This is a genomic window from Nostoc sp. CCY0012, from assembly GCF_963920855.1.
GTDB lineage: Bacteria > Cyanobacteriota > Cyanobacteriia > Cyanobacteriales > Nostocaceae > Cyanocohniella.
Window position 1 is genome coordinate 1 of sequence record NZ_CAWUDM010000022.1, and the last position, 12,080, is coordinate 12,080.

At 41.4% G+C, this 12,080-nt stretch carries 9 protein-coding genes; 4 read left to right on the forward strand and 5 right to left on the reverse strand.

The genetic code is table 11. The features are described from left to right. The first annotated feature begins 63 nt into the window (after positions 1 to 63). Positions 64 to 738 (forward strand): hypothetical protein, encoded by a 675-nt coding sequence (locus tag ACM0OS_RS08550; protein ID WP_414542748.1) that lies wholly within the window; start codon positions 64 to 66, stop codon positions 736 to 738. A 459-nt stretch (positions 739 to 1,197) separates the two neighbouring features. On the opposite strand, the gene ACM0OS_RS08555 is transcribed toward ACM0OS_RS08550, so the two are convergent. The 4 genes from ACM0OS_RS08555 to ACM0OS_RS08570 form a co-directional block, all read right to left on the reverse strand. Next, positions 1,198 to 1,395 (reverse strand): NblA/ycf18 family protein, encoded by a 198-nt coding sequence (locus ACM0OS_RS08555; RefSeq protein ID WP_414542749.1) that lies wholly within the window; start codon positions 1,393 to 1,395, stop codon positions 1,198 to 1,200. A 771-nt stretch (positions 1,396 to 2,166) separates the two neighbouring features. Then, on the reverse strand, positions 2,167 to 2,907 hold the full coding sequence (locus ACM0OS_RS08560; RefSeq protein ID WP_414542750.1) for a Stp1/IreP family PP2C-type Ser/Thr phosphatase: 741 nt from the start codon (positions 2,905 to 2,907) through the stop codon (positions 2,167 to 2,169). Between the two features lie 18 nt (positions 2,908 to 2,925). Next, positions 2,926 to 4,611: an ABC1 kinase family protein gene (locus ACM0OS_RS08565; protein ID WP_414542751.1), complete on the reverse strand. Its 1,686-nt coding sequence runs from the start codon at positions 4,609 to 4,611 to the stop codon at positions 2,926 to 2,928. A gap of 110 nt (positions 4,612 to 4,721) precedes the next feature. Continuing rightward, entirely contained in the window at positions 4,722 to 5,048 is a 327-nt protein-coding gene (locus tag ACM0OS_RS08570; protein WP_414542752.1) for a DUF6825 family protein, read from the reverse strand. A 267-nt stretch (positions 5,049 to 5,315) separates the two neighbouring features. Between ACM0OS_RS08570 and ACM0OS_RS08575 the strand changes: the two genes are divergently transcribed. Further along, a complete protein-coding gene (locus ACM0OS_RS08575; RefSeq protein ID WP_414542753.1) occupies positions 5,316 to 7,094 on the forward strand; it encodes a serine/threonine protein kinase in 1,779 nt (592 codons plus the stop codon). Between the two features lie 383 nt (positions 7,095 to 7,477). On the opposite strand, the gene ACM0OS_RS08580 is transcribed toward ACM0OS_RS08575, so the two are convergent. After that, a complete protein-coding gene (locus tag ACM0OS_RS08580; protein ID WP_414542755.1) occupies positions 7,478 to 9,472 on the reverse strand; it encodes a M48 family metalloprotease in 1,995 nt (664 codons plus the stop codon). A 215-nt stretch (positions 9,473 to 9,687) separates the two neighbouring features. Between ACM0OS_RS08580 and ACM0OS_RS08585 the strand changes: the two genes are divergently transcribed. Both ACM0OS_RS08585 and ACM0OS_RS08590 read left to right on the forward strand, forming a co-directional pair. Next, positions 9,688 to 10,995, forward strand: coding sequence for a glutamate-5-semialdehyde dehydrogenase (locus ACM0OS_RS08585; RefSeq protein ID WP_414542756.1), 1,308 nt, complete (start codon positions 9,688 to 9,690; stop codon positions 10,993 to 10,995). Positions 10,996 to 11,145: 150 nt separating this feature from the next. Further along, entirely contained in the window at positions 11,146 to 12,054 is a 909-nt protein-coding gene (locus ACM0OS_RS08590) for a bestrophin family protein (protein WP_414542757.1), read from the forward strand. Positions 12,055 to 12,080: the final 26 nt, after the last annotated feature.

Below are 12,080 nucleotides of genomic sequence, written 5' to 3' on the forward strand. Positions count from 1 at the left end.
GCTCTATCCCTTATTAAACAAGCTGTTTAGCCTTCTTGTCACCCGTTAAGAGAATCTTTAGAAGTGCGTTACAAAAAGGGTACGAATACTCATGAAATTCATATCCCTACTAATGCCATTGCCATTAGCTCTGAGTCGCCACCACAAACCAAAGGCGATGTGCAGATATATCTATCTAATGATGAAATTGCTCGCTCTGTTTGTTGGCCCCAAAATAAACCAATTGCCAATATTGTCTTCCCTCAACCCATTCAGTTTAATGGGGAAATATTACCAGCCTTATGGATCATGCTCCCGCAGCGAGAAATTATCAGCCGTTTAGTTTGTAATATTTATAATCAATTTCTATTTATTGCGACTCCTCACCCCATGTTGTTATGGATTACTGTCATCTATAACCGCAAACATGAGCCTAAGTGTTTACCTTACTACCTAGATATGAAAACTAGTCTGGGGCAAGAAATGGCCTGTTTAGTTGCACAGAAGACTTCCTATCGTTTGTTGTTATTTGCCAAGGAATCCCCAGATCGCTGTTCTCATATTCTCACATCTAGTATTGACCCAGCTCAACCTCAACGATTGCAACAATGGATAGCTATGAGTAAAACTTTTGTGTCGTCTGCCGATCCCCAACTCAGTAAACGTTTACTCAAAAGCGAGTACGAAAAAATTAAACCCCAAATCATAGCTAAGTTAGCAGCAATGGCGACTAATTCTGCTTTCCATGTTTCCACCTAACGCCAGTCTGGATGTTAGATTTTTATAGCCTCATATCATAAAACAGTGCTTTTTAGCAAATGTAAAACTTTGTTAAGAAATATATATATCTGGTTGTAAGCTTTATTTATAGAAAATATAATGAGCATCAATGACAGAAACAAAACTGTATTTCCGTGAATCTCAGCAAATTTTCCTTGGTGTGCATTACAGCAAGTAAATGATTTTACATAGATGCAGCACCTAATGTAGCCAAAAGCAAATTAAGTTTGGCTGGAGATTAGTTGACTAATTTAAACCGAAAGCTACAGTAAATTGGAAAAATATATGCAGCCTGAAAGTTTGCTGAATCAGTCTTTGAGTTCTGAATTATCTGTACTAGATTTTTTAATTGAAGTTGACGCCCCAGCATCCCCAGCTCTTTTCCTCCCTGGAACTGAGCAAGAGAAGGAGGTCGCCCACTGCGACACATAACCTACTCTATGCCATAGTGGAACCGGAATCTAAGCCCCACTGGTGCTTAAGTAACTCCTGATAAGTAGCTTCGCGCACCATCATTTGCTCATAAAGCTTGACCAAAAAGTCTTTGGCTTGGTCAGGACTCATGTGCTGGACTTGAGTTGCAAAAGAGCGGATGCTAAATTGCTGTTCCAAAGATAGTTCGATGGGTTGACTCATAATAAACTCCAGAAAAAACAACTCGTAAAAGTTACAACGGTTACAGAAGTCCTAAAGGTGTAATAAATGGGCTGATAATCTTCATACATACATTTGTACCTCTGTATTAAGAAAGATAACAATTGTTTGACGAATTGCCCACATCCTTTAAGGGTAAATTTTCTATTTTGATATCCTGCACGTCAATCAACAGATGTATAACTTAAGACTTCTCTAACTTTGTGGGAGAAGGAAGCTCTTGCTATACAACGTTTTCAGGTAATAGCACCTTTTTGGACTTTTCCCCCTCAATTTCACTTCTCGTGTCAGGAGATACGGAATCCAGGGGTGAAAAAATAAAAGGTATTAAGCGTGAATTATATTCGCCATATACCATTATGTGCAAGAAGTCAATTTACCGAATTATGTAAACTTAACCGCTAATGGGTAAAATTGGCGGTTAAAAGTAGTTGTATCAAGTTGTAAATAGGAAAAATGCTCAGACTGAACAAATTACTGAGTATATGTACCAAAAAAATATTTAAGTCCAAAAAAAATCAACAAATCCGGGTTAGGGGAGCAGAAGCAGCGCGCGGGACAAATCTCTCCTTCCCGGTTTGGGTTAGCTTGCAGGGGCTTTATGGAGTCGCCAAGGGCAAAAAAGGGGACAATCAGGGGCAATAAATAGCCTTGAGTACAAAAAATCTCAAATTAAGCAGCACTAGATAATTTTGGATCGAGCAAATCCAAAATACTTGCTTAACGCTAATTTGAAAATTACAAATTTATTGACTATTCTGGGGCATTTTCCTCAAGGGAGACGATAACGATTGTGATGTTATCGTGGCCACCTTGCTCTTTGGCAGCTTCAATGAGAGCGAAAGAGGTTTTTTCCAGTAAGGGGTAGTTGTGCAGGCAATTAGCAATATCATGATTGTCAAGTTCTTCAGTCAGACCATCGCTGCATAAAAGCAGGCGATCGCCAACTTTGGCATCTAGGGGTTGGACATCGACTTGATGCAAATCTTCTCTACCCAAACAACGTGATAATACATGGCGGTAGGGGTGAGAACGTGCTTCTTCTGGGGTAATTTCGCCTGTTTTGATAGCTCTTGCTACCCAAGTATGGTCTTCTGTGATTTGTGCTAATTTTGCATCTCGCCAGCGGTATAACCTGGAGTCGCCCACATGAGCGCACCAAGGCGAATCTGGTGAACGAAAAATCACTACGACAATTGTAGTCCCCATGTCAGCGCGTTCAGGATGCTGTTGTTGATCCTGTAAAATTGCTTTATTGGCTTGCCACAAGGAGTTTTCTAGCAATTTCGCTGTAGGTTCAGCAGCATTCCAGTTAGCTACCAAAAATTCTTGAATTTCCCTTGTAGCAATCCGACTCGCCTCTTCTCCTCCTGCATGACCACCCATGCCATCAGCAACGATGAAAAATCGCCCTTCGGGATCAATATAGTAAGCATCCTGGTTACTAGAGCGAACAAGTCCCGGATCGCTAGAACCCGTGAAGTTAAGTTTCATAATTTTTTAGGAAAATAATTAAGACATCCTGTCATAACGGTCGAGGCGTGAAAGCAAACGAATTAGTAATACTGACATTGCTGCGGCAATTAAACCAGTCAGCAGGGCTGGCCATACATAATGATTAACGAATAAAATTGTAGCTGAAAGGGTAAATCCACTGATTATCAAGGCGTAGCTTGTGCCTATCTGGATATTGCTTTGTCGCCGTAGTAAACGCTCTGTTTCTATAGAACGGACACGCACACGCATATCACCGCGTTCCAGTTTTTCTAATGTGTCTTCTAATCTTCGGGGTAATCCGAATGCGGTTGTACTGACTTGAACTGCTTGGCGGCTTAATTCATTGATAAAGCTATTATTATCAGAACCGTTCATATTTGTTATTAGTTGCATTGCATATGGTTGGGCAACTTCCATAAAGTTAAATTCTGGATCTAAGCCCTTACCTACTCCCTCAAGAGTAGAAAAGGCGCGCATCACAAAAGTGAAGGTTGCCGGAAATCTAAATGGCTGATTATAAGCTATTTCGTAAAGATCGTCACTGATGGCGGCCACAGATTGATTTTCAAAGGGCTTATCCATGAAATTATCCAGCATAAACTGGACTGAACGCCGCACTGGCCCCATGTCATCTGTGGGTGCGATCGCTCCTAAATCTATCAGAGATTGGACTACGCGATCGCCATCTTTTTGGGCAATCCCAAACAGTGTTTCCATCAGTCCTTCACGCACATTCGACTTAATGCGCCCCATCATGCCGAAGTCGTAGAAAATTAAATCACCATTGGGACTCACCGCAATATTACCTGGATGGGGATCGGCGTGAAAAAAGCCATCATTCAACAACTGCAATAAGTAAGCTTGAGCGCCTTGACGGGCTAATACCTTACGATCTAAGCCGGCTGCTTCTAAAGCTTCATATTGGCTAATTTTAATGCCTGGCACATATTCTAAAGTCAGTACTCTAGGTGAAGCGTAACGCCAATAAACTCTGGGGACTTTTACCCACTCGTAGCCGCGAAAGTTCCGGCGGAAAGTATCAGCGTTACGACCTTCATTGAGATAATCAATTTCTTCCCACAGAATCCGACAACATTCTTCGTAAATGCCCATCCAATCTCGTCCCCGTCCCCATTTGGGATGGTTTTGGAAATAACGGGCAATTCCTTTGAGAATTTGTAAATCGATTTCAAATAGTTTCTTCAGTCCAGGACGCTGGACTTTGATCACAACTGATTCCCCGGTATGCAGTACGGCTTTGTGTACTTGCCCCAAACTCGCAGCTGCTAAGGGAATAGGTTCAAAACTCTGGAATAATTCCGGAATTTTCTTGGCTAATTCTTTCTCGATTGTTGTTTCTACTTGCTCATAACTAAATGCTGGCACTTTATCCTGTAACTTGGCCAACTCTTCGACATATTCACCAGGGAAAATATCAGCACGGGTAGAAAACAACTGCCCGATTTTAATAAAAGTTGGCCCTAAGTCCAGTAGGGTATTACGAATCCAGACTGCTTGGGCTTTGCGTCTTGCAGCTTGTTTAGCCTCTGTGACACCGCCAGGATAACTCCAAGATTTGTTGAAACGCCAAAGCTTGAACATTAAGGTCAAAACAAAAGACCAAATGTCCACAAAGCGCCGCCGACTAGAGTAGTTTTCCCGATTCCAACGGTATGCCTTATCTGAATAACCTGTTTCCATATCTTTAATGTGTACCGTTGGTTTTTAACCAAATCACCTGGATTAAATGACAGTCTGATGTTTGAACAATTGACGAGCAAGTGTTATTTGATCATGACTAATGACCAAAATTAAAGAGAACTGCTGCGATAACGTTGCAATTCGTTTCTTAAAACGGCAATTTCTGCCCGTAGCTCATCAATGGTTGCTTGGATGTCAACCGAATCAGGACTAGAATACCCAGCACCAGGAGTACTTTGACCAGCATTGGCAGCTTCTGCTGCCCGATTTGCCCGTTCTAGGACTTCTTCTGTGAATTGGCGCATTTGTTCTCTAGCTTCGGCATCAAATTTGCCCAAATCACTCAAAGCATCGGTTAAAGCGATTTCTACGCGCTCATTAATTACTTCAGCTACGGCTCTACCGACGAAAAAGGCTTGCAAAAGGGGGTTACTCATAAATTTTTGTTACGTTGCTCCGCAAGAGAATTATAACTTGCCTGCCTGCTTTACGGCTTCTGCTGGGGAGCGAGAAATTTGAAGTTAGAGACATTGGGGACAATAGCAAAGCTAGCCTCTTTTATTTTCCCACGCCCCATTTTTCGTTAGAAACACTCAAATAACTATTGTGAACAACATTGATTAAGAGAATTGCCCCTGTTAATCTATGTATATTTGCGTAAAACACAGCAAATATGGCATATCATAACCAGTCGATCTTAAATTATGAATAGCTATCCATATCCAGATTTCAGCGAACACGGCTATCAAATTTTGCAAGAATTGGGACGTAATCGTGAAGGAGGAAGGATTACTTGGTTAGCGTCAAATATTGATCACAGGGAAGTGGTATTAAAGCAGTTTTGTTTTGCTCAAGCTGGTTCAAGTTGGTCTGGTTTTCAGGCTCATCAAAGGGAAATTGATGTACTCAAAGGATTAGAGCATCCTGGTATTCCCCGTTACTTGACTTCCTTTGCTACTTCTGATGGCTTTTGTTTGGTGCAAGAATATATTAACGCTCCATCTTTAGCACAAACCCGTAGCTTTGCACCAGAAGAGATTAAACAAATTGCCAGCAACGCCTTAGAAATTCTTGTATATCTGCAAAGTCTTAACCCTGCTGTAATTCATCGGGATATCAAACCAGAAAATATTTTGGTAGATGAACAACTCAAGGTTTATATAATTGACTTTGGTTTTGCTCGGATTGGGAGCCAGGAAGTTGCGGCGAGTAGTGTATTTAGAGGTACTCCTGGTTTTATTCCACCAGAGCAAATGTTTAAACCAACAGACGCTACAGACCTGTATGCTTTGGGTGTAACGTTGATTTGCTTATTAACAGGAATCCAATCGACAAAAATAGATCAATTGCAAGATCAAGATGATCCATATTTAATTAAGTTTCACCATCTTTTACCCCAGTTGAGTCTACGGTTTCTAGGTTGGTTAGAAAAGATGGTACAACCGCTACAGAAAAACCGCTTTGCTAATGCAAAAGCAGCTTTAGCAACACTCAAGCCACTTGATGTCATCCGTGTAGCAGGAGTTGATTTCAGTGAAACAGTGTTGAAATTTAAAGCGAACCGATTGGGAGAAAAGCAAACCCAAAGCATCACAGTTGAAAACCCAATATCAGATACTTTATTACAAGGTAGATGGGAAGTTGCACCTCATCTTCAAGATCCGCCCCATGTACCAAATAATCATGCTTGGATTGGGGTGACACCTGCTAAGTTTACTGGGAATCGTACTGTGTGTTTGGTTCACGTGGATACGAGTAAATTAATGACAGATAAGCAGTATAAACGTCAACTGATACTACACAGCAATGCTTATCCAGCAACTCACACTTTAACGGTGAAGGTACACACGGCTGCTTTACCGATTGAAAAGCGAAAAATACCCTCTGGTGATTTAATTGGGCTGTTTTTAATAGCTGTGGAGGTAGCTGTGACTATGACTTGGTTTATTACTTATGGTGCAAGTTGGTTTTTACAAGCTTTTGGATACGAGGAGATTCTGTTTTTTAGTATTCTCTCACTTATACACGGATACGGGTCTTGGTGCGGTTATTTCGGACTAAAGACAAAATGCTCTGTAGGTATGGCTCTGACTAATGCTCTGACTTTGGCTTTGAGTTTTGTTGTGCTTAAGGCTGTGGATGAGGCTCTGACTATGGCTGTGGGTTCGGTTGTGAGTTTTGTTGTGGGTTTTGTTGTGGCTGGGGCTATGGCTGGGGCTATGCCTGAGGCTGTATTGTGGCTTATGAAGCGGGCTATAAATTTGGCTAAAGACTCATTTACAACTGTACTAATACTACTAATATTAGGATTTGGGGCTAGTGTAGGAACTGGAATAATAGCGGGCTTTCTAAATCCATTTATTTTGTTAGCACTAACAGGAACCAGTTTAACTACACTTTCCATGTTGCTTTATTCACCTCTAAAACAACGCAAGTTAATTGCTAAATATCGCCAGTCTGAGGAATCATTAATTAAACCGTAAAAATGTAAATCAATTTTTTTCGTACCTTTGGGCTGAAAACAAAGACCAGAAAATTCGCTTTAATCATATTTGGATAGTTTGAACTTATGGAATCTAACCTTAATAAATCACGGTTAAACGCCTTGCTAGTTGGTTAATGAAAATAGTTCTGGGGTTATGAACCTGCAATAGATGATGAATATCAAGATGGAACAATAAGGTCTGCGATCAAAGAATTTGCTCAAGTGGCATTAGCAGGTAAATCTAGACCTCCCCAATGTTTAGGTGTGACTTACTCCCCAGAAAATAGCCAAGAATCATAAAAAACGGAGGCAGTTATTTACCACCTCCTGATAAATTAAAGCTTGGATGAGAAATGCTCTGACAGCAGTCTAAGAACTTAGCTATGTGCTGCTCAAAAACATCATCAAGACTAATCCCAGGATAATCGATCCCCCGCCCAGGATGAATGACCAAAAGCGATGGTAACTATTGACAATAGTGCCATTTTCACTCTGAATTTGAATTAAATCCATCCAAGGCGCTACACCCCGGCGGAACCAACCCACAGCCCCGACTTGTTCACCAATCAGGCTTTGCACTCGCTTCATGCCAAATAAGAAGTTACCGATGGGGCCAAAACGTGAGGCGTAGTGCAGATACAGCATACCGCTACGGTCTTGAATTTTTAAATCGGAACCAAATTTATAACCAGCATCGCCACGACCAATTAATTGACCTGCTAGTTTTGCTGGTTGTCCACGTAAAGGACTGGCGTAAGGGTCTGACATTAAGGTGAGAATGTCGGTAGCTGTTGCTTGCTGGTAGTCGGGGAACATCACTAAGGCTTTGACGAGTATTCCTAGCCCTAAGCCAATCAGTGGCGCACCCAGCAATAAACCTGCATTGGCAGAACTTGATAATAAGATGAAACCAATGATGAAGCCTCCTACAAAACCAATGGTTTCCGCACCGTATAACACTATGTCTAACAAGAAATTGCCGTAAAGCTTATTCTTATTCAGTGTTTTGCCTTCTCCTATGACTTTTCCCATATCGAACTCGGTGGGTAAACCTAACTGTTCGGCATAGGTACTAAGCGCACGGACGCGTTTACCAGTCAAGGGATGAGTAGAATTTAACTCCATCCACCAGCCCCAAGGGTTGAACATATCCCACAAAAAGACGCGACCAATTTTTTGGGTATCAGATGCGACTCGATAGGCTGTTCCGGTGGAAGATGCGGCTTTATGGTCATAAATACCTAAGGCGCGAGTACCTTCAATTAACCGACTAGGTTCAGGCGATCGCGCTCCTTCTTCTAAAATACCGTAGGCAATCTTCACCAAAGCGCGGGATAATCCATTGGGATTACCTGTGGTTTCTGCGGCAAAGTGGTCTGCAAAGTATTCTCTGGTACGGGAGAGATACAGTAATAAATAAGTACCGAGAACATAAAACACGTAGGCAACAAAACCAGCCGTTTGCATAGCATCTTTGATTTTGTTATCGCCGCCACCACGTCCCAATCTTCTGGCTGTAATGTAAATCAGGTAGCAAATTTGCACTAGTGTAGAAGCTACCGTCATTACGGCAAAGTCCCAATGGACTATGTGTCCTAATTCATGAGCGTAGACGGTAGCAATTTCATCATCATCTAGATAAGTGAAAAGTCCCTGGCTGACCACTAACCGCGCACTGTTTGGTAAAGAACCATACGTGAAAGCCGTGGGGTTTTGGTCGTTAATGATTCCCAGACGCGGAGCTTTGAGATTTTTTTCTTGGCAGACTTGACGAATAACTTTGGCTGTCTCTGGGCTAAACCTTTGTATTTCTGCTAACTCTACCCAGCGAGTTTTGTAAAGCCAGCCCTGGGTTAAGTCCATCAAAAAGGGAGATAGGAAAAAGGCAGCAGTATTAAAAACTAAGGTAAAAACAATAGCGATCGCTAACCCTTGGAGTGGATTGTCACTACCCACAATTAATACTAAGCTCAAACCTAATACCAACACCATACCAAACAGCAAGGTCATGGTGACACCAGAGGCTAACGCCAAACTACCGCCAACACCCCCCATCGTTACTTTGACACCAGCAGTAGCAGCACGTCCAGCTTTTTGCATGGTGCTAGGCTGGTTGACTGGCTGAGATAAAGATTGACTGGCTGTTTCTGCCCATTGGCGAACCTTGGGGTTTTCACTTGCCATTAACTTTTGACACAACAGCTTCGCTTTTTCGGTTTGCTCTGTGGCTTGATAAGCTTTCATTAGCCACATCTGCGCTGAAAGATAATCAGAGGAATCGTGATCAACACAATTGCGGCTGAATCGTTCGAGGATTTCCACCGCTTCTTGATAACGTCCTTGTTGAAAGGCTTCTAATCCAGATTGCAATGACATAGTATCTCCTGTGTAAAGGAGTAGTATTTGATCCATCAATACTCAATAGATCCACCGCTTGTCATCGCAATTACGGAAACTTTACAAGTATAAATTAATTTTAGGGCTTGAGAAAAAGCTTTTGCACTGACGACTAAAGGAAGACTTGGGAGATGGGGAGAATGACTAATGATTAACTAAGATTGGTAGGATGGGGAAAAAGCCGATTTTGTCACATGACTGTTCTTCAAGATACTTCTTCCCTGATTGCCATCGCCCAAAAAACACGTCAAGCTGCTAGTAAGTTGGGACTGCTGGCGACTGATGCAAAAAATCAAGCGATTGAAGCGATCGCTCAAGCTTTAGAATCATCCCAAAATGAGATTTTGCAGGCAAATATCGCTGATTGTCAAGGGGCTGCGGCTGAAGGTATTGCCAAACCACTGTATAAACGCTTGCAGTTGGATGAACATAAGTTAAGAGATGCGATCGCAGGAGTGCGAGATGTTGGTAAACTAGCTGATCCTGTAGGTCAGGTGCAAATTCACCGCGAACTCGATACAGGTTTAACTCTCAAGCGCATTACTTGTCCTTTGGGTGTTTTGGGGATTATTTTTGAAGCACGTCCAGAAGCAGCAATTCAAATTGTCTCGTTGGCTATCAAATCAGGTAATGGTGTCATCCTCAAAGGCGGTAAGGAAGCGATTCGTTCTTGTGAAGCCATAGTGAAAGCGATTAAGCAAGGATTGACGCACACTGAAGTTAGTCCTGATGTGGTGCAATTACTAACAACTAGAGAAGAAACTAGAGAACTTTTAAATTTAGATAAATATGTAGACTTAATTATTCCTAGAGGTTCCAACTCGTTTGTGCAATTTGTCCAAGATAATACTCGTATTCCCGTATTAGGACACGCCGACGGAATTTGTCACTTATATATAGATAAAGCTGCTGATATTGCTAAGGCCATTAAAGTTACCGTTGATGCGAAAATTCAATATGCCGCAGCTTGTAACGCCATTGAAACTTTATTAATTCACCAATCCATAGCCGCAGAATTTTTACCAAAAGTTGCTGAAGCTCTGCAAGATGTGGATGTAGCATTAAAAGGTGATCAACGCACCTTAAAAATTTTACCTGATATCGCTGCTGCCACAGTAACAGACTGGGAAACAGAATACAGCGATTTGATTTTGTCCATGAAAATTGTAGAATCAATAGAAGAGGCGATCGCTCATATTAACGAATATGGTTCACGGCATACCGATGGCATTATCACAGAAGATTTAGTGGCTGTAGAAACCTTCTTTGGACTTGTCAACGCTGCCGGAGTATTTCATAATTGTTCTACCCGCTTTGCTGATGGTTTCCGTTATGGTTTCGGTGCAGAAGTAGGAATTAGTACTCAACAAATGCCTCCCCGTGGCCCAGTTGGTTTAGAAGGATTGGTAACTTACAAATATCAAATGACTGGTGATGGTCATATTGTTGCTACTTACACTGGGGGAAATGCTAAATCATTTACTCATCAAGATTTAATTTGAGGGGAGTAGGGAGTGGGGAAAAAGCAGGGGTGCAGGGTGCAGGGGGGAAATAATTAAATGTTTTTGACTTTTGATTTTTGATTTCCCTAAAGGGGGTTCCTTATATCCTCCATTTCCTTTTTTGGGCGCAAACTAGTATGAGAATTTTGGATGACTGTTGAAAAACCAAGTTGGTTGCAAGTGGCTTTACAAATCAGAGGTTCCGTAGTTCCAGCTATTTTTCCCCGGCTAAGTTTATGTACTGGACTAGGATTGATTGTATCTATCGTTCATTACTACGGCTATGATTTACCACAGCAGATTTTTGCTAGTGTAATTAGTAATGTTGCTTATAACTTGGTCTTAGGTTTATTAATGGTATTTCGCACCAACACTGCTTATAGTAGATATTGGGAAGGAAGACAAATTTGGGGAAATATAATTATTAATAGTCTGAATTTGGGCAGGAAAATTCGGGTGTTAGTTGCAGAAAATGAACCGATTGTTCAAGAAAGTAAGGCAGCAGCTATTAAATTATTAAGTGCTTTTTCCATTGCCACCAAATTACACCTGCGCCGGATGCCAGTCAACAAAGAACTAGAAACCTTACTGACACCATCACAATATTTAGAACTTAAAGATGCAAAAAATCCCCCGTTAAAAATTGCCTTATGGATTGGCAATTATCTCAAACAACAGCAAATACAAAATCGCCTCACTACATTTGAACTAGTCGAAATGAACGCCAAATTAGATAACATGGTAGAAGGGTTTATCGGGTGCGATCGCATCTTAACAACACCGATACCACCAGCTTATACAATATATCTTAAACGAGTTTTATTAATATACTGTCTAATCCTACCATTACAACTTGTAGCCAACTTGAATTGGTGGACAGCACCCATCGTCGCCATAATTAGCTTTATTTTGCTAGGTGTAGAAGAAATTGGTAATCAAATAGAAAACCCCTTCGGAATTGAACCCAACGATTTACCAGTAGATGAAATTTGCCATAAATTAGTCAAAAACCTAGAAGATGTAATTACTACAGATTTACCCAGCCTCACAAATTCCTAAAACTCCTTTCTTCCTTAGCGTCCTTG

What these genes read in the sequence shown, in the direction of transcription:
- ACM0OS_RS08575 (WP_414542753.1), top strand. Translation starts at nt 5,316, where the DNA reads ATGAATAGCTATCCATATCCAGATTTCAGCGAACACGGCTATCAAATT.
- ACM0OS_RS08570 (WP_414542752.1), bottom strand. Translation starts at nt 5,048, where the DNA reads ATGAGTAACCCCCTTTTGCAAGCCTTTTTCGTCGGTAGAGCCGTAGCT.
- ACM0OS_RS08585 (WP_414542756.1), top strand. Translation starts at nt 9,688, where the DNA reads ATGACTGTTCTTCAAGATACTTCTTCCCTGATTGCCATCGCCCAAAAA.
- ACM0OS_RS08565 (WP_414542751.1), bottom strand. Translation starts at nt 4,611, where the DNA reads ATGGAAACAGGTTATTCAGATAAGGCATACCGTTGGAATCGGGAAAAC.
- ACM0OS_RS08555 (WP_414542749.1), bottom strand. Translation starts at nt 1,395, where the DNA reads ATGAGTCAACCCATCGAACTATCTTTGGAACAGCAATTTAGCATCCGC.
- ACM0OS_RS08580 (WP_414542755.1), bottom strand. Translation starts at nt 9,472, where the DNA reads ATGTCATTGCAATCTGGATTAGAAGCCTTTCAACAAGGACGTTATCAA.
- ACM0OS_RS08590 (WP_414542757.1), top strand. Translation starts at nt 11,146, where the DNA reads ATGACTGTTGAAAAACCAAGTTGGTTGCAAGTGGCTTTACAAATCAGA.
- ACM0OS_RS08560 (WP_414542750.1), bottom strand. Translation starts at nt 2,907, where the DNA reads ATGAAACTTAACTTCACGGGTTCTAGCGATCCGGGACTTGTTCGCTCT.